We start from the raw sequence: 16,939 nt of genomic DNA on the forward strand, positions 1-16,939 counted from the left end.
TACGCTTTGTAAGTATAAAAAAGACGCTAAAAGCCCCTTAACCAGAAATGCCGCTATTGCTCTTTGATCGGAGAAGGGCTCATATGTGTTAGATGATTAGTAAGATGCGCCATTGATCTTCCAAACTGGGATACCGGAAAGCACTTCACTTTCAGCCATTCTCATATTTACGGCCAAGATATCTTCTGAACATTTCTGTGTTGTGACGCAATGAGTTAAACAACCACATGAGTTGCAACGATGAAATTCTACTTCTTTGTCACCCCAACAATAGAAAGCCGTTTTCTCATTCATGCTGATTTGAACTTGTTCTGGAGAAAAGTACGCCCAAGCCGCTGCATAACGACGACAAATAGAACAGTTACATTCACCAACTTCTTTAGGTAGTGAACTCAACACCAAGCTAACGTTTCCGCAGTGACACTTTAATTCCATTCGATGATCCCCTGTATTCACCTTACCATTCAAAAAGGTCGGTGATACATAACGAACACCGCACTAGTACGGCTCTTCGGTTACTGTCCAACAACTTTGCATACACTGTATGTATCAATAATGTTAATTTCTACAAATTGGCCCTTTCACACGATACTCCCAAAAGAGAAGGGGACTTTCAGCAATGTGGCTGAGCGCAAACTCTCAGCTCGCGGTTTTCTGGTAAAAATCGAATACCTTGAATGTGGGCTTATACCTATCTATTCGATTGAAAGGCAGCGCTTTTTCGAAGTAGAAGCCTTGGATATATCTCACGCCCATGCTTTTTAACTTAAGGTACTGGATATCTTTTTCTACGCCTTCAGCCACGCAGGTTAGTCCGAGGTCATTACACATGGTAAAGATGTTTTTGCAGATGTGATATCCCTTTTCTGATTCAATATTGTCGATCAGTGATTTATCAATCTTAACGGTGTTCATTGGAAGGAAAGTAAGCGTTTCAAAGGAGCTATAGCCAACGCCGAAATCATCAAGTGAAATATCAAATCCACTATCGTGGAGTCGCATAATGTTAGAAATAGAACTTGGGCTTTTTACTGATTCACGCTCAATAATTTCGAACTCTACATTTAGCCCTTTTAGTTCATTGATAATTAATCCTATGGCTTTGTTATCAGTCATGGTGTCAGGGTGAATATTGATAGCAACCTTAGGGTTGAAACCGCTGAGTTGCCATATTTGATAGTGCTTTTTCAATTCTCTACATACCCAAAGATCAATGATGCTTGCTAAGCCTGCGAGTTCAAGTGACTCAAGGAAGAACGGGCCAGAGATTGTTCCGTCGTCCTTTCGAATTCTGAGCAGTGCTTCATAGGAACTGCAATGTTGATCAATGATATCGATTTTGGGTTGGTAGTGGACGGCGAGCTTATTTGAGCTTATGAAGTTGATAATTTTATCGACTTCCAGATTGGATTTGATGATTTTGGACTCTGAAATATTTGATTTAATCCCCTCGGTTGACTCCATCAGCTCTATCATTTCCAGATTATTTTTAAGGTTTTCAACGTGGTTTGAAGAAGACTGTGCCAATGAATATCGCTTGATAAACGGTGTGTAAACAATGATACCAATGACAACGAGCACCACTTGAAGGAGGAGGGCGCTTCCGTTACCTCCTGTGGCGATGAATGCATTGATAAATATCGGTGTAATCCAGGAAACCTGGTTGTTGACGAAAGTAATGCCGAAGAAGTCTAGAAAGAAGAAAGCGATAGCAATATTAAGCAGTGGAATGGTGATGAAGGGGATAAGTAGAAACCTGTTAAGGACAATGGGAAGTCCATAAATGAGTGTCTCATTGATATTGAAAATAGCAAATGGGAGCGAGATTTTGGATATTTTGGTGATATGTTTGCTCTTTGAATATATCAGTGCCGCGAGAATGAGTGATAGCCCTGCCCCTGAACCGCCGAATACGATGAATACATCATAAAAAGCTTGATACGAAACATTATTAATAAGGATGTTATTGATGCTGTTGTTAGGCTCGATGATGGAGAGTGTGTTGGGCCCATGAGCCCCGAAAAACCAGAGAATTTGTGAGCCTAGTGTTCTTAGTGCCATAACCGACAAAAGGTCAAGATCCAAAAAGCTGAAGTTGATACTGCTTGCAATAGTTTCTAGCCCTCTTAACACGATTAAATAAGTCACAATCGAGAAAAAATAGATGATGACAAATGATTTTAGGTGGAAAAAGACGTGACTAAGCTGACCGTTTGACAACTTCAGGTCTTTTTCAAATTTAGGGATGATATTGAACAGTACGATAGAGACGATAGGAATGATAAGCACAAAGAAAGAAACGCCAGCGTCATTCAGTAGCGATTGAGAGTTGTGAGCATTTATTATGGACTCAATGGTGATAAAAATAGCGAATGATAACGTGATGATAAATATATTGTTTATGTTATAGCGTTTTGAAAAATGGAACGCGATTGATGTCATTAAAATGACGGGAAAGAAATTGCTCATGTAGCCTATGATTTTCGAGAGCAGTGCGCTATTGATAAATGACGAACTCAAGCCTGTTAAGAGTAATAGTTGGTTTATCAGAACGATAATGGAGGATATAACTAAATAGGGAACTGTGCTGATAAACGACTCTTTTATTGCCATGAAAAACACGTCTCTTCTTAATCTCTTGATTTTATCCACGATGCTTTCCCCAAACGATTGTCCTAGGCTGACCCTCCCTTAAGCTCAACAACTATCAAGCGGTTGGTCACTGATAGTTTTAGCTTTGATAGTTATGTTTCATATTTGAAGTTAAAATAAATTAATAATATGTATTTAAAAAGAGACAAAGTTGTCATTTAATTTTACATATCGTCTTTGTTTGTACTTATTGTAGGTTTTGTCTTTTGGGGTTCGTATGGACGTGATGAGAGTGTAGCATGTGGTGCAAATGACAGAGCTCCATGACCGCATTCCAACGAGTGAGTTCACGACAGAGGAATAAGCAGTGCTCACCCCTAATTTTTGTTCTCGCCGTTTGGAGATTCGTGTCTGTATTTGAGCTTAAAATATCTCAAAAAATACAGACTAAAGCTTTTATAGGGGCGGGAAAACAGTGGAATGTGCGGGAGTGGTAAGGGCCTTCATAAAGAATAAAAAAGAATTGGAAGGCCCTGTCCGTTGTTAAGGTCATCGCGTTATATCGCGATCTTTCAAATACAGCGTAATTGCTTAGTGAACCGTTACCTTAACGAGTGAGTCCGGTTCCAACTCAATGTAGAAATTACCTTTCTTTAGTCCGTCAAGATACTTAACATATACCGACCCTTTTACCGGGCATTTCTTGTGGTACTGCAGTTGGATAAGCTCACCGTGTTTGTTCATGCAAATCATACAAAGCTCCTCAACTCACTTCTCTAAATTGTTTTTCTGCACGCTACCAGTATCCATTCGTTGTCGCTCGTTACCCCTTGTTACGCTACGTTGTACCGTTTTGTCTGAAGCAACGTACAGGCCAACTTTTCTAAGAGATTCCTAAAAAACAGATATATCAATAGGTTAATGTTCATCTGTTAACATATTTTAGTAGTGCCTAGGTTTACCGTCTTATTGCAAAATGATTTTCATAATGCAATTGCAAAATAGGCCTATAAGTGCGGTTAATTTCATTTAATTCAATCATTTGTGAAATTTATATTTGTGCGTGTATTTTCCTACATGAATAAAAAACGCCACCTTACATTATAGTAAGATGGCGTCAAGTAGAGAGATGGATGGTTAGAATCGATATGTGACGCCGACTGAGCCAAAGAGTTCACTGGCGTTGTAAAAATCGATGTTTGAATCTGTATTGTTGTAGCCTGCCAGAGTCACGAATGAAAGCGGCTGAACTTCAAATAAGTGTGCGTATTCGTAGGCTAGAAAAGCGCTGTATTCTCTGTCATGGCGGACTGCACCAAAGATAGGATGAGGTGCATCGTAATCGCGGGAATGGTATTTACCCGTTAGTACGATTTTATTGCGACCTGCGAAGCTGAAGTAGCTTAGTTCTCCACCGTAAGATTGGTGAGACATGGCGTCCCCGTCAGATTCATTATTCATATATATGAATGCTGGCGTAATGCCCAATCCTTTACCCAGGAATTGTCGGTAACTCAATTTGGAGTAGAAGGTGTCACCACTGCGTTTAAGGCTCTGCTGGTCATTAGTTGAAAGCCCAAGCGAGCGACCACTTTGTTCGTGTTCGATATCGGTTTGAGCGTAAGCGATATCCAGAGAAAGCATGGAACCGCCAATACGATCCAGTTGCAGACGGTATGCGTCGCCGGATTTTTCTGTCTTACTTCTAGGTGTTCCAACCGCAAATGGGTCTTTCCAGACATCTGTGGCTAATACAGTTGGTAGGTAAGAAACGGATACTCTTGTTCCTGAATCCAACGCTTGGCGGTAGCCCAATTCCATTGCAATGGTACCCACGGCGATATCGTCGCGGGAGGTACCCACGAAAATTTGCTTATCAAGTCCTTGCCCGAAGGTATATGACAAACCGCCAAGCACACCAAAGATAGAATCGGTTTCTTGGCTTCCCTCAGAATTGAGGGGAGCGTCCTTTTTAGCATGACCTTTGGTTGATAAATTGGAGTCAGTAGATGTCATCCCCCCGATAAAGGAAATTTCACCACTGAGCCCACCTTTATCGGCCAGTCCAGCATGTGCAGCAAAAGGGATAAGCGAAATACTGACGATAAGGGGCTTAGTTATTTTCATTCGTACTCTGTCCCTAACAGAATGTGTAGAAGTGCATATGTTAACAGAGTGAACGATACAAAAAACACCCAAAACCTTTCGTGTTATTGCAACTTTTACTCATGCTCCGATAATGTTTTGGTTGCGAGCTCTGGTGAGTTGGGTTTGTCACGGTTGAATGCGTTCATGGGGCCATCAAGAGAGGTCTATCTTGCGGACGAGGTTCACTAATACGTCAATTTTGTTATTTGATAGCTGTCTGTAATCGAAATACGGACAGATAAATATAGGCAGCGACGGATGTTTGGCGAACTCATTGTTCAACCAGACGCATTTTTCTGAGAGGCCGAGATTTAGGGCATGAGTGCGTCCGGCAATGACGTGAATACCCCCATTTTTTGTTCTTTCTTCTACATCCCACTCACCAAATAAGAGCGCAGTTTTACTTTCGTTTTGTAATAAGGCCTGGTCCCTATAGCTTTGCCAGCTTGAAAAGCCTCTTGGCCTTAATGGCGATTGCTCTGGGAAAGCACATAACAATTTGGCGAAAACGTTGAAGACTTTTCGCCAGCCATTTCCGCCGATTTCTCCAAGTAATTTGATATCTCCAGCATCTAATATTTTGATACTGCCGCTTGAGGGCAGGTCTCCCCACAATGCTTCAGATGGCGGTGCTTTTTCTACATAGACGTTAATGCGGGCTGTTTTGTCGCCAAAGGCATAGTGATTCACATGATTTCCTATTTATTGTTTTGCACGAAATCGATAAAGGCTCGGTCGGCTAGAGATAGGTAACCATGTTTACGCCAAGCCATGGCAATGTCTAGTGTCACAGGCTGTTCGAAAGGAATGGGCGTTAATCCTGGCTCGTGATCGGTCACTAATTCAAGCAGCGCGGTGATGGCAAATCCGTGTCGGACAATATTCAGAATCATGGCTAACAGGTTCGTTTCAAATGAGAGTTGTGGAGAGATTTTGTGAATGGCACAAATCTGGTCGATGAACTCCCGGTGAAAATAGCCTTTCTTGAACATGACCAATTCTTCATTGAAGAACTCCTGAAAACTAATTGATTGTCTCTCAGCAAGTGGATGGTCTGTTGAAGTGACTGCCACCATTTGGGATGAAATCAGGTATGTCGTTTCAAGTGCTGGCGGAACATCCTGGTTGTGTATCACGCCAATATCCAACTCACCATCCAACAGCATTTGGCGAATCGACTGTGTCCCTGCCTCGACGACACTCAGTTTGAGATCGGGGTAACGGCTTTTAAAGCCCATTAGAATAGAAGGAAAGAAGTAAGAGCCAAGCATGCCAGGTACACCGACACGGACTTCGCCTTTTTGTAAGCCCCGAAGTTCTGCCATGGCGGTATTGGCGTCTTCGACCTGTTGGAGTACGCGGTGGGCATGGGGTAACAGAACTTCGCCTTCATGCGTTAGGTGAACCTGGCGTTCATTGCGGTCAAACAGTGGAAGGCCAATGCTCTGTTCTAGCTTTTTAATTGCAATACTGAGCGCGGGCTGGGCGATGTTCAATTGTCTCGCGGCACGGGTGAAGTTCTTCTGCTCAGCCACGCAGGTGAAGTAGCGCAATTGGCGAATGTCCATTCCGATTCCTTATATTCATCTTCTTGGAAGCTGTGCGCTCGTGAGGTAGCGACAAACCTAATGACTTGATTATATATAAAAGATCTTACCTCTATATATTTAATATATTTCTTTTATCATAGGTGTATTGATAAGTTCACTGTGTATTGAGAAAAAACAGCGAAAATTATCATGATTGAATTACAGACTCCCGCATACAGAAGAGCCGCCTTCGCATTGTCATTTGGCTCTTTTCTTGTGTTCTGTAATCTCTATCTTTTCCAGCCATTACTGCCGGTATTTGCAGGCGCATTTGAAGTGACAGCAACCAAAGCCAACTGGCTTTTAGCCTCTTCAACATTGGGATTGTCTGTCAGCTTAATTCCCTGGGCAGTCATTTCTGAAAAAGTCGGGCGACGTCCGGTAATGCTATTCAGCTTGGTGTTAATGCCACTTGTTGGCGTGCTATCACTTTTTATTGATTCATTTTGGGGCTTGGTGGCGGTTCGCGGTTTAATGGGTATCGCACTGGCAGGTTATGCTTCGGTTGCGGTGGCCTATATGGCGGATGAATTTAGCCCAAGAGCTTTGGTTGTTGCTGTTGGGGGATACATCAGCGCAAACTCACTGGGCGGAATCTTCGGTAGGCTTTCTGGGGGTACGTTAGCAGACTTTTTCGGCTGGGAAGATGCGGTCGCTGCTATGGCTACATTCACTGCGTTAGGTATGGCTTTGGTTTATTACCTGCTGCCATCTCAACGTCAATTTACGGCCTCACAAGATTCTGTCTTCAAGCAATTCCGCTGTATCGGGCGACACATTAAAACTCCGATTCTTTGGGTGGCGATGGTTGTCGGTGGGATCAACTTTGCGCTATTCGTGAATATCTATTCTGTTACAACCTTCCGCTTGCTTGAGGCTCCATTTGATCTGCCTGTTAGTATCGCTTCTGCCATTTTCATCTGTTATCTGGCCGGTACGTTAACTTCAACGTTGAGCGGCCGTTGGGCGAACCGTTACTCACCAATTACGGGTATGACTATCGGCACGTTGGTTACGCTAACGGGCGTACTCATTGCCAGTATTGAGCACTCGGCGGCAGTGGTCATTGGTCTTCTGGTTGTGAGCGGTGGTGCATTCTTCACTCACTCTCTTGCTTACGGGTGGGTCAGTCGGCGTGCTGTGCAGGGAAAAGCGACAGCGACTGCTTTGTATCTGGTTCACTATTACGTGGGTGGCAGTCTTGGGGGATTCTATCTCATCGGATGCTGGGAGATGGGTGGTTGGCATGCCGTTACATTTGGCGCGTTGTCACTGGCTGCAGCAAACATTGTGTTGATTCAGTTGCTTGGTGCGAAAAATAAAAAGGTCTCTTTGCAGGAGCCTTGTTAATACCCCGCAAGACTTCGGATGGCTCAGTTCACCAATTCCAGCCAAGGACGCTTCTGGCCTTCTTCTTTTACCTCATCAACTCGGTCATAGGTACTGCTTTGATCTCGGCCCGAATTTTTGGCTTTAAAGAGGGCTTGATCTGCTTGTTCAAGAATCACAGATAGGTCGTCGTCCTTGCAAAGGCTGGTGCTAATGCCAATAGAGGTTGTCACTTTCAGGGGCTCTGACAAGCCATCCACTTCGATCCGCATATCCCGAACACGAGCCATAATCCGATTGGCAACATGTTGGGCGTTATCTGCGCTGCATTTTGGCAGAAAGAGAATAAATTCTTCTCCGCCAAACCGTCCGAAAATGTCACTTTTACGCTGCGTTTCCTGAACCGCCTGAGTGAATGCTTGAAGCACAATATCCCCGGCATGATGGCCGTATCTGTCATTGACGCGTTTGAATCTATCTAGATCCATCAATAGTACAGAATAGGGACGCGACTTGGTTCGTGTATTTTCAAAATCCCGTTTGGCCAGCCTGAGAAGCATCCGGCGGTTGTAGATACCTGTGAGGGGATCTAGCGTCGCGTGCCGATAAAGTCTGAGCATCATGTGTAACTTGGAAGTCTGCGCCCAAATGACCAGAAAGCTGACCACGGTCTGCAGCCAGTAAAGAGTAAACGTTTCGAAGGACAACAAAGCGCCGCTCTGCGCATCAACGTAAATTTGGGACACGGCGATAATCAGCATGACGCAAACTGACTCTTTCACTGTCAGGGGGAGAATGGTCAGGATCACCACATAAACAAAGGGAAGCAAGTTGTAGCAGTAACTGAAGGCATCAATACTGTGCGGATAACCTAGTGCATGGTTGGTCAGCACATAAAACAAATTTAGGCTGACAACAAGGGCAAAAATGGCATTTCGACAGGCATTGAGTGTGCTGCGTTGGCTTGTCAACCAACCAATGAAAAACAATACGGCAGAAAGCTTGAGACGGAGAATGGCAAGGGGAGCCGATGCTTGGTCGAGAAGCAGGGCGTCAACAGGGATCCACAGAACGCACAATGCTGCCCACAGGTAGCAAAGGGCAACAATGCGGATACGCAAATAGGTTGCTCGGGTCGTACTAAAGGCTGATGCATGATGCTTGGCCGTTAGCAGTTCTCCCAACTGGGCTTTGTAATATGATAAGGACAATTCCATATCCCGGACGTGACTTCCTGCATTTTGAAGTTTTAGGGTTGCTCAGAAAACTAACTGTTTTAGGGCAATATCTTGAACCGCGTTCATATTTGCAGCTCCTATATAAAAACAGTTACATATTCATGCGGGTGAAAGCAAAATAATGGTCAATTTCTGTGAGCGTCTCAACGTTGTCACACACAAAAGGTGTGGTTTTTATCCCCGAAAAATCTGAAAATTAAGAATTCAGAACGTTTGGGTATATAATCGGTGCTCATTTGATCTGGGTGATAGTAGATGTACGAGATTTTTAGCGCCGTAACGCTTGCTGGTGTGTTGGGGGCGCAAGCTGTTTTGACTTTAGTTCTGCTGAAAGGGGACATTTGTCCAGGGCAGCGAGGACGTTTGCATAAGGCTTTCTGGTTTTTGGTTGCAGGCTGGGCAGTCACCATTCCTTTCTCGCCATTTTCAGCCTTACCTTTTATTACCCTAGGCTTTTTTTCCTTCCGTTCAAAGTCGGGTAAAACCCGCCAAACTGGCCCAGTTCCACTGTTGCATCTATCAAACGGTTTTGGCGTTTTGGTACTGCTGATGGCAGGTACCGAGCAAGGCTTGTTGGCAAGCTTAATGATGCTTTCTCAGGTTTTATTGGTAGGTGCCATCACTGCACATTGCCTGCTTGTTAGGGCACGTTCCCGTCTTCAGGCATTCCACCGTATCCTACCAGTGATTGGTGTTGTTGCCGCGATGCTTACTGCAGTGACATTGGCGGTAAGCAGCATGATGCTGGAACCGGAAGTTGCTAATTCTCTTGTTAACTCGGTGCTGGTTAGTCTTGGATTGGCAATGGCAGGAGTGTTGGTTTGGGCTTCTCATCTACTCCGCCAGACAACGCCACATATCGCGCAGCTTTGTGTTTCACTGGTGGTGATCGGGTGCGCATCAGGCATGGCATTGTCGACGATGATCTAGTTGGCGTGGAAGCCTGAAAACTGGCTGTCTCAGCAACAATAAATAGGCACGTGAAGTGCCTTTTTATTGCCTGATTCTCTCTGGCGGGGGAAATAGTCGTTCTATGCTTTAGTCATGTATCCGCGAGGACTACCATCATGGAAATACATAACCTTGCTCACCTCGATAGCGCCATTATGTATGGCATCGTCAATGAAAAGCTTCGCCTCGAATGCTCTTCATTGGATGAATTAGTGTCACAATTTGATCTGGATTTACAGGAATTCCAAGCCAAAATCGATGCCATGGGGTACTACTACGATCCGCTGGTGAATCAACTTCGCCGGAAATAGTCCCTAGGGGTCTGTTGGCCTTTGGTGGTTAAATTTTGTTCTCGCTATACGCGTTTGATTCCCTCTAAGTGCGTGTGGCACTGATTTCGCGCTGTAGAAAAGAATGCCTGCAGGTAAGGACGCTGCGCCTCCTGGTTTCTTACGGCGGCAAACAAACGTCGCCATAGCCCTTTCCCCAGTGGTCTGTCGACGACTAATCCTTGTCTTGAAAACTCACTGATTGCCCAATTGGGTAGCGCCGCCACACCAAGACCTGCCGTTACCATTTGAATCAGCATCAGGGTGTTATCTGCTGACTTAAAGTTGACGGGTTCTATGCCTGCTGGTTGTAAAAAGTGCTTAATCACATCCATTCTTTGGCGTTGAACCGGGTAGGTGAGCAATGTTTCACCGGCCAAATCTTCTGGCTCAATACGCTTTTTCTTTGCTAGTGGGTGGGTATCTGCCAACACCAATCGCATCTCGAAATCAAAGAGAGCTTCGTAGTGAATTTCGCTGCGCGGAGCGATATCTGAGGTAATCACTAAGTCTAGCTCGCCACCCGCAAGCGCGGGTAAAGGTTCAAAGCCAAACCCTGATGAGAAATCCAGCGTGACGAGAGGCCAGCTGATTTTGTATTCCTTGAGCGCGGGCATCAGCCATTGGAAGCAGGAGTGGCACTCGATCGCCATGTGCAGCCGACCCTGAGCATCCTCTTTCAAAGCGGCTAGTTCGGTTTCTGCCTGAGCAAGTCTTGGCAGAATGTCATCCGCCAGTTTCAACAACACCTGACCCTCAGCAGTAAAGCGTACCGGTCGGGTTTTACGCAGAAACAATGGGGCACCAATGCGTTGCTCTAAGTCCTTCAATTGATGACTCAATGCGGATTGAGTCAGACACAGTTGTGTGGCGGTTGAGGTCAGCGACCCTGTATCTCTCAGAACCGCCAACGTACGTAAGTGTTTTACTTCTAGCATGAATTTTTCTCAATATCCGTTTGAGCAATTTGAGTTTGTTTTATGCACTCTAATAAATCAATGTGGACATGTAAACATCTGGACGGCTAAAAAAAGGAAAGTGCCATGACCACAACGCATATTCTTGGTTACCCTCGCATTGGTAACAAACGTGAACTGAAATTTGCACTCGAGCAGTACTGGAAAGGTGAAATCAGCCTACAGGGATTGCTTGATGTGGGTGCGACTATTCGCCATCAAAACTGGCAGGTGCAAAAGGACGCAGGCCTTTCATTCGTCACTGTCGGTGACTTCGCTGGTACGACCAAGTACTGCAAACCAGTCTGACTTTAGGCCATATTCCAAAACGTCATCGCAATGGTCATCCGGATCTGGATACCTTGTTCCGCATTGCCCGTGGTAAAGCGCCTACGGGATGCAGTTGCGCGGCATCAGACATGACGAAATGGTTTAATACCAACTACCACTATATTGTTCCTGAATTCACAAAAGATGATGAATTCAATCTGAGTTGGAACCAAATTTTCGATGAGGTCAACGAGGCAAAAAGGCTGGCCACAAAGTGAAGCCCGTTATTCTGGGGCCAATTTCTTATCTCTATCTGGGTAAAGAAAAGGAATCAGACTTTAACCGTCTGGATCTGCTGCCTCGTCTACTTTCTGTTTACCAGCAAATTTTTGCCAAGTTTAAAGCGCAAGGTGTTGAGTGGGTTCAGATTGATGAGCCGATACTTGCGTTTGAATTATCTGAAGTATGGCGCAAGGCCTATAAGCTTGCGTATCAGGTTATATCGGGCGACGTAAAGCTGCTACTGACCACTTACTTTGAGTCGGTAGAGCAGCAGCTAGACATCATTTCCCAGCTGAAAGTAAATGGTCTGCATATTGATCTGAGTGTTGCACCTCAGCAGCTTGATGCAGTGATTAATGCACTTCCACAAGACTGGATTGTATCTTTAGGTGCTATAAACGGCCGCAACGTTTGGAAAGCAAATCTGAATACCTGGATTAAAACGCTTTCTCCGGCTATCGGGAAGCTGGGCGAACGTGCTTGGGTGTCGACAAGCTGTTCATTACTGCATACACCTGTGGATTTAGAGCAGGAAACCGACCTTGGACTGGAGGTACAGTCCTGGTTGGCTTTTGCTAAGCAGAAAACCCGCGAAGTGGTGCTGTTGTCTGATGCGCTAAGTGGCAATGAGTCAGCGATCGCGAAATGTGCTGAATACACTGCTGCAATTGAAGCCCGTGCGACCAGCGCAAGGGTAAATAAGCCAGAGGTTCAGGCGCGTGTGAATGCCATTACTGATGCGTTGGCAAAACGCGAGGCAAACTTCTCTGAGCGCGCCGAAGCACAGAAAGCTGCGCTGAACCTGCCACTATTTCCTACCACGACAATTGGTTCTTTCCCGCAGACCGAAGAAATCCGCCAACAGCGCCGCGCCCACAAAACTGGAAACTTATCCAAGGCGGATTATACCGCCGCAATGCAGAGGCATATTAAAGATGCCATCGAGCGTCAGGAGAAGCTGGGATTGGATGTGCTGGTTCATGGCGAACCTGAGCGAAACGACATGGTGGAGTACTTTGCGGAAAACCTAGATGGTTTTGCTGTCACCCGTTTTGGGTGGGTGCAGAGTTATGGTTCTAGATGCGTCAAACCTGCTCTGGTTGTGGGCGATATTTCCCGCGAATCGCCAATCACTGTTGAATGGGCAGCGTACGCGCAATCGCTGTCAGAAAAGCCCGTAAAAGGGATGTTGACAGGGCCGGTCACGATTCTGGGTTGGACGTTCCCGCGCGAAGACATTCCTCGTCAACAAATTGCCGAGCAAATAGCACTGGCATTACGAGATGAGGTCGCAGAACTCCAGAAAGCGGGTATCAAAATCATACAGATTGATGAGCCGGCCATCCGTGAGGGCATGCCGCTAAAGGCGAGTGATTGGAAAACCTATCTGGATTGGGCGGTGAACGCATTTAAGATCTCTGCAGCAAGTGCGGCATCGGATACCCAGATACACACTCATATGTGTTACAGCGAGTTCAATGACATCATTGACTCGGTTGCAGCGCTGGACGCAGATGTCATCACCATCGAAACCACGCTCTGACATGGAGTTACTGCAGGCTTTCGAGGAATTCGCTTACCCGAATGAAATTGGCCCGGGTGTGTATGACATCCACTCGCCAAACATTCCCTCGGTAGAAAGCATTGTAGGCCTGCTAGAAAAAGCGCGTAAAACGATTCCTGACCAGCGTTTGTGGGTGAATCCGGATTGTGGCTTGAAAACTCGCAACTGGACAGAAGTTGAAGCTGCATTGACCAATTTGGTCGAAGCTGCAAGAAATGTTCGTGCCACTGCCCAATATTCCTATTAAGCAAAAATCCGAACCTGAATCCTGGTTCGGATTTTTCGTATTTACATCATCGAGTTTCCCGTATCGAACGCCCAATGCTGGCGGGATCTAAGATTATGTTCAACAATTAGTTAACACATAACAGGGACGATGAAGGGATGGCGAAGCGGGTTTTATATTCAACGATACTTACAGTCTTTGTTGGGCTGTTTTTTTCGTTTCTGGCTGCCATGTCTTTGTATCAGTCAGAACGACAGTCTATCGAACATGAAATCCAGAAAGATGTAGAGAATGCAGCGCTTTCGCTTGGGCGTGAGCTTAACATCGGTATTGAGCTCATGTATGCCTTGAGAAATCAGATTGTGATGGATGAAGGCATTAATGAAAATGTGTTTGTTAGCCTTTCTCAGGCCGTCATGGATAGACACCCTAACATCCATGCAATGGAGTGGGCAGAAGTTGTCAACGAAAGCGATCGGGAACTCTATGAAGCAGAAGCTGCGTTGGAATTTGCCTTGTTTGAAATAGTCGAACTCAATGAGGAAGGTAATCTTGTTTCTGCCGTTCAACGCAATCGCTACTTCCCCGTCAGGTACATCCATCCTTATGAACTAAACCAAAACGTGTTGGGGTTTGATCTGGCATCCCGTCCTTCAATGAAGGACGCGCTGGAAATGAGTTGGTACCGAGGCGTACCCATTGCCACGCCTGCGATTCGCCTAAAAAGGGAATTTGAAGATCACAGTGGCTTTTTGATGTTGTTGCCAGTGTTTTTTGGCGATCCTGAAACAGATGCAGACAGGGAAGACGCGTTACGTGGATTCTTGGTTGCTCTGTTTGATGTGTCCGATATCTTCGACTTGGCGATTAACAACACGGTTAAAGAATCGATTAATCTCGAGCTGGTGGATAAAGGCTTATCAGAGCAAAGTGATGTGATTTTTTCCAACGTCGTGGACTTGGGAGAGCCGCCCGTGGAAGCTTTGACGTATGAGTCTGACCCGATTTTCTTTGCCGGCCGCGAGTGGTCGTTGCGTGGTACACCTTCTGCTTCCTACGTTCATTCACGAATGAGCATTTTCCCGCACCTTATTTTCTTTATCGGTGTGTTGATATTTTCCCTACTTGCCTACCTATTGTACATGCTGCAACACCGCGCCTTGACGATTCAAAGGCGTGTGGATGAGAAAACACGAGAGCTTAGAGACGCGAATAAGAAGCTGGAAAAACTTTCCAAAAGTGACGGGCTCACAGGGTATTACAACCGCGATTATTTCGAGCAGACTGTGGAAGCAGAAGTCCGCCGGACTCAAAGGGATAATCTCTATATCAGCCTGATGATCATTGAAATTGACAATATGTCGAAGTACAACGCTAAACATGGCAGGGTGGCGGGTGACAAAGCGATACGCCTTATCGGCTCGGCGATTTCAGATACGATGAAGCGTCCCGGTGACTTGCTTGCCCGCTACAGCGGAGAAGCATTTGCCGTGCTTATGCCTAACACCAAAGATGGCGGGCCTTTGGCAGAGGCTTGTATAGAAGCAGTAAAAATCTTGCGGCTACCATTCGATAAAGAAGTGGGCTCTCAGATTATTTCTATTTCGATAGGTGGTGTCACTATCAATGATGCAAGGTCATTGGAAGTGTCTAAGGTGTTATCCTATGGTGAGATAGCACTGGGGAAAGCCGTGGCCGAGGGAAGAGGTAAATTTCACTGGGTTTATATTCCCGAAACCATTCAGCCTCCCGGAGGAGGCTTTTAGAAACACCCGAAGTCGCTTACCGGGTGTTTGAATCACTGGTTAGTGGGATTAATTCACCCAGTCACGCAGTTGGAAAGACAATACGTGCTCGCCGTTTTCCAAAACCAGAGTTTGTTTGGTCAGCGTCACATCACTCCAATCGCTCAACACATTCGTCATGACACCTTCCAGTTTCATTGCTGGTTCAGGGCACGCCATCATGGTGCTTGCCATTTTGTCGATGCGGAATTTGTCGCCTTTCAGCTCTCCTTGACCAAAGTAGCGGTTACAACCACCATGGCCATTTGCAGTGAATGACTCACCAATTTCGAGGCTAGGTGCTGCAAAGCCTTCTGGCAGGTTCAGTGGTTGACCATCAACGCTTTCTAAAACCCAGTTGTGGTGCTGCATGTTTGCCTTAGACACTTCCATTGCGTCACCTTTGCCCGAAGTGCTGGCTGCACAGCCTGCCAGAATTGCTGGTGCGATCAGCATTGCGATTGCCATCTTTTTCATTATCAACTCCAGATTGATCTCTGAGTGTTTCTACATTTCGTCACGTAGAGACAGCGCCTGATTGGCTTGGTTCAATATTTTGGTTTCGCGATTATTATGAATCTTAGTTGCTTAGCAAGTCAGAAATCTGTCAAATCAGTACTAAATTGTGGAACTTGAACAAGGTTTGTTCGTTTTAAGAATTGTCTCAACGATTTGTTAACCTAAAGATCGATATTTTATAAATATCAGCCAGTTGGATCTGGTGGATTTTTAACGCAGAAATAAAAAATCCCCCGCTAGACGGGGGAATAATGCATCGCGATTGTTATACCAAAACAACCTGAAGATGCTCGTATTCAGAGATCATTAATGCGTTCAATTCGAGGCAAATTTCACGAGGAATAGTCGTTCTATTTCCGTGGCTTTTAACCAAAATCGCCGTTTACATAACCACGGGTGCGATCGTCACGAGGATTGGCAAACAGATTAGCGGTTTCGTCATGTTCTACCAATTCGCCCATAAGGAAGAAGGCAGTGCGGTCAGAAATACGACGCGCTTGTTGCATGGAGTGTGTCACGATGACGATGGTGTAATTCTTCTTAAGCTCTTCCATCAAATCTTCGATTTTCTTGGTGGCGATAGGGTCGAGCGCTGAGGTTGGTTCGTCCATTAGAATCACCTCAGGCTCCATGGCAATGGTGCGGGCAATACACAAACGTTGCTGCTGGCCGCCAGAAAGGCCGAAAGCGTGGGACTTGAGGCGGTCTTTTACTTCATCCCAAAGTGCTGCACCACGCAGGCTTTTCTCAACCACTTCATCCAGTCTTTTCTTGTCAGTCACGCCCTGAGCACGAAGACCGTACGCCACGTTGTCATAGATGCTCATAGGGAATGGATTTGGCTTTTGAAATACCATTCCCACCTTGATGCGGAGACTGGCAATATCGATGTTGCCGTAAACGTTCTCGCTGTCCATATCCAAGCGACCGTTAATTGTTACACCTTCAATTAAATCATTCATTCGGTTCAGGCAACGCAGCAGTGTTGATTTGCCGCAGCCAGAAGGGCCAATCAGTGCTGTGACTTTTTTAATTGGGATAGGCAGGGAAATATCTTTTAAGGCGTGGTTTGCGCCGTTGTTATAAAACAGGTTCAGGTTTTCGATATCGAATTTGTTTGCTGTGCTCATTGCAGTTGCAGTCATCATTGTGTTCTCTCCCG

Annotated in this window: 14 protein-coding genes and 1 pseudogene; 5 read left to right on the forward strand and 10 right to left on the reverse strand. The window is 45.5% G+C overall.

Annotation, left to right across the window (positions count from 1 at the left end; all coding sequences use genetic code 11):
- Positions 1-96 precede the first annotated feature (96 nt).
- The 6 genes from VP504_RS00640 to VP504_RS00665 all read right to left on the reverse strand — a co-directional run bounded on the left by VP504_RS00640 (position 97) and on the right by VP504_RS00665 (position 6,308).
- Entirely contained in the window at positions 97-435 is a 339-nt protein-coding gene (locus VP504_RS00640) for a GFA family protein (RefSeq protein WP_325892454.1), read from the reverse strand.
- A gap of 204 nt (positions 436-639) precedes the next feature.
- The gene (locus tag VP504_RS00645) at positions 640-2,652 is read right to left on the reverse strand and encodes an EAL domain-containing protein (protein ID WP_325892455.1); all 2,013 of its coding nucleotides are present in this window, start codon (positions 2,650-2,652) and stop codon (positions 640-642) included.
- Positions 2,653-3,183: 531 nt separating this feature from the next.
- On the reverse strand, positions 3,184-3,345 hold the full coding sequence (locus tag VP504_RS00650) for a hypothetical protein (RefSeq protein WP_002535001.1): 162 nt from the start codon (positions 3,343-3,345) through the stop codon (positions 3,184-3,186).
- Between the two features lie 384 nt (positions 3,346-3,729).
- Positions 3,730-4,719 (reverse strand): DUF2860 family protein, encoded by a 990-nt coding sequence (locus VP504_RS00655; protein WP_062712548.1) that lies wholly within the window; start codon positions 4,717-4,719, stop codon positions 3,730-3,732.
- Between the two features lie 174 nt (positions 4,720-4,893).
- Positions 4,894-5,430, reverse strand: a complete 537-nt coding sequence (locus tag VP504_RS00660; RefSeq protein WP_157515662.1) for a DUF6942 family protein — start codon at positions 5,428-5,430, stop codon at positions 4,894-4,896.
- Between the two features lie 8 nt (positions 5,431-5,438).
- Positions 5,439-6,308, reverse strand: coding sequence for a LysR family transcriptional regulator (locus VP504_RS00665; RefSeq protein ID WP_325892456.1), 870 nt, complete (start codon positions 6,306-6,308; stop codon positions 5,439-5,441).
- Between the two features lie 171 nt (positions 6,309-6,479).
- On the opposite strand from VP504_RS00665, the gene VP504_RS00670 reads away from it, so the two are divergent.
- A complete protein-coding gene (locus VP504_RS00670; RefSeq protein ID WP_325892457.1) occupies positions 6,480-7,679 on the forward strand; it encodes an MFS transporter in 1,200 nt (399 codons plus the stop codon).
- A 23-nt stretch (positions 7,680-7,702) separates the two neighbouring features.
- Here VP504_RS00670 and VP504_RS00675 read toward each other — a convergent pair whose 3' ends face one another.
- Positions 7,703-8,875, reverse strand: coding sequence for a GGDEF domain-containing protein (locus tag VP504_RS00675; protein ID WP_325892458.1), 1,173 nt, complete (start codon positions 8,873-8,875; stop codon positions 7,703-7,705).
- 276 nt (positions 8,876-9,151) lie between these two features.
- Between VP504_RS00675 and VP504_RS00680 the strand changes: the two genes are divergently transcribed.
- Positions 9,152-9,826, forward strand: a complete 675-nt coding sequence (locus tag VP504_RS00680) for a hypothetical protein (protein WP_325892459.1) — start codon at positions 9,152-9,154, stop codon at positions 9,824-9,826.
- A 137-nt stretch (positions 9,827-9,963) separates the two neighbouring features.
- Entirely contained in the window at positions 9,964-10,158 is a 195-nt protein-coding gene (locus tag VP504_RS00685) for a DUF4250 domain-containing protein (protein ID WP_325892460.1), read from the forward strand.
- Between the two features lie 44 nt (positions 10,159-10,202).
- On the opposite strand, the gene metR is transcribed toward VP504_RS00685, so the two are convergent.
- On the reverse strand, positions 10,203-11,114 hold the full coding sequence (gene metR, locus VP504_RS00690; RefSeq protein WP_325892461.1) for an HTH-type transcriptional regulator MetR: 912 nt from the start codon (positions 11,112-11,114) through the stop codon (positions 10,203-10,205).
- 105 nt (positions 11,115-11,219) lie between these two features.
- On the opposite strand from metR, the pseudogene metE reads away from it, so the two are divergent.
- Both metE and VP504_RS00700 read left to right on the forward strand, forming a co-directional pair.
- Positions 11,220-13,495, forward strand: a pseudogene (gene metE, locus VP504_RS00695) (5-methyltetrahydropteroyltriglutamate--homocysteine S-methyltransferase).
- Between the two features lie 137 nt (positions 13,496-13,632).
- Positions 13,633-15,240, forward strand: coding sequence for a CHASE domain-containing protein (locus VP504_RS00700; RefSeq protein WP_325892462.1), 1,608 nt, complete (start codon positions 13,633-13,635; stop codon positions 15,238-15,240).
- 48 nt (positions 15,241-15,288) lie between these two features.
- On the opposite strand, the gene VP504_RS00705 is transcribed toward VP504_RS00700, so the two are convergent.
- Both VP504_RS00705 and pstB read right to left on the reverse strand, forming a co-directional pair.
- Positions 15,289-15,735 (reverse strand): META domain-containing protein, encoded by a 447-nt coding sequence (locus VP504_RS00705; protein WP_325892463.1) that lies wholly within the window; start codon positions 15,733-15,735, stop codon positions 15,289-15,291.
- A 407-nt stretch (positions 15,736-16,142) separates the two neighbouring features.
- Complete coding sequence (gene pstB / locus VP504_RS00710; protein WP_325894091.1) at positions 16,143-16,907, reverse strand: phosphate ABC transporter ATP-binding protein PstB; 765 nt, start codon at positions 16,905-16,907, stop codon at positions 16,143-16,145.
- Between the last annotated feature and the right edge of the window lie 32 nt (positions 16,908-16,939).

The sequence above is a fragment of the Grimontia sp. NTOU-MAR1 genome (genome assembly GCF_035758505.1).
Classification (GTDB): domain Bacteria; phylum Pseudomonadota; class Gammaproteobacteria; order Enterobacterales; family Vibrionaceae; genus Enterovibrio; species Enterovibrio marinus.

Bases quoted from the DNA above. Each gene is read 5' to 3' on its own strand.
- VP504_RS00640 (WP_325892454.1), bottom strand. From the start codon at position 435: ATGGAATTAAAGTGTCACTGCGGAAACGTTAGCTTGGTGTTGAGTTCA.
- VP504_RS00650 (WP_002535001.1), bottom strand. From the start codon at position 3,345: ATGATTTGCATGAACAAACACGGTGAGCTTATCCAACTGCAGTACCAC.
- VP504_RS00655 (WP_062712548.1), bottom strand. From the start codon at position 4,719: ATGAAAATAACTAAGCCCCTTATCGTCAGTATTTCGCTTATCCCTTTT.
- VP504_RS00665 (WP_325892456.1), bottom strand. From the start codon at position 6,308: ATGGACATTCGCCAATTGCGCTACTTCACCTGCGTGGCTGAGCAGAAG.
- VP504_RS00670 (WP_325892457.1), top strand. From the start codon at position 6,480: ATGATTGAATTACAGACTCCCGCATACAGAAGAGCCGCCTTCGCATTG.
- VP504_RS00675 (WP_325892458.1), bottom strand. From the start codon at position 8,875: ATGGAATTGTCCTTATCATATTACAAAGCCCAGTTGGGAGAACTGCTA.
- VP504_RS00680 (WP_325892459.1), top strand. From the start codon at position 9,152: ATGTACGAGATTTTTAGCGCCGTAACGCTTGCTGGTGTGTTGGGGGCG.
- VP504_RS00685 (WP_325892460.1), top strand. From the start codon at position 9,964: ATGGAAATACATAACCTTGCTCACCTCGATAGCGCCATTATGTATGGC.
- metR (WP_325892461.1), bottom strand. From the start codon at position 11,114: ATGCTAGAAGTAAAACACTTACGTACGTTGGCGGTTCTGAGAGATACA.
- VP504_RS00700 (WP_325892462.1), top strand. From the start codon at position 13,633: ATGGCGAAGCGGGTTTTATATTCAACGATACTTACAGTCTTTGTTGGG.
- VP504_RS00705 (WP_325892463.1), bottom strand. From the start codon at position 15,735: ATGAAAAAGATGGCAATCGCAATGCTGATCGCACCAGCAATTCTGGCA.
- pstB (WP_325894091.1), bottom strand. From the start codon at position 16,907: ATGAGCACAGCAAACAAATTCGATATCGAAAACCTGAACCTGTTTTAT.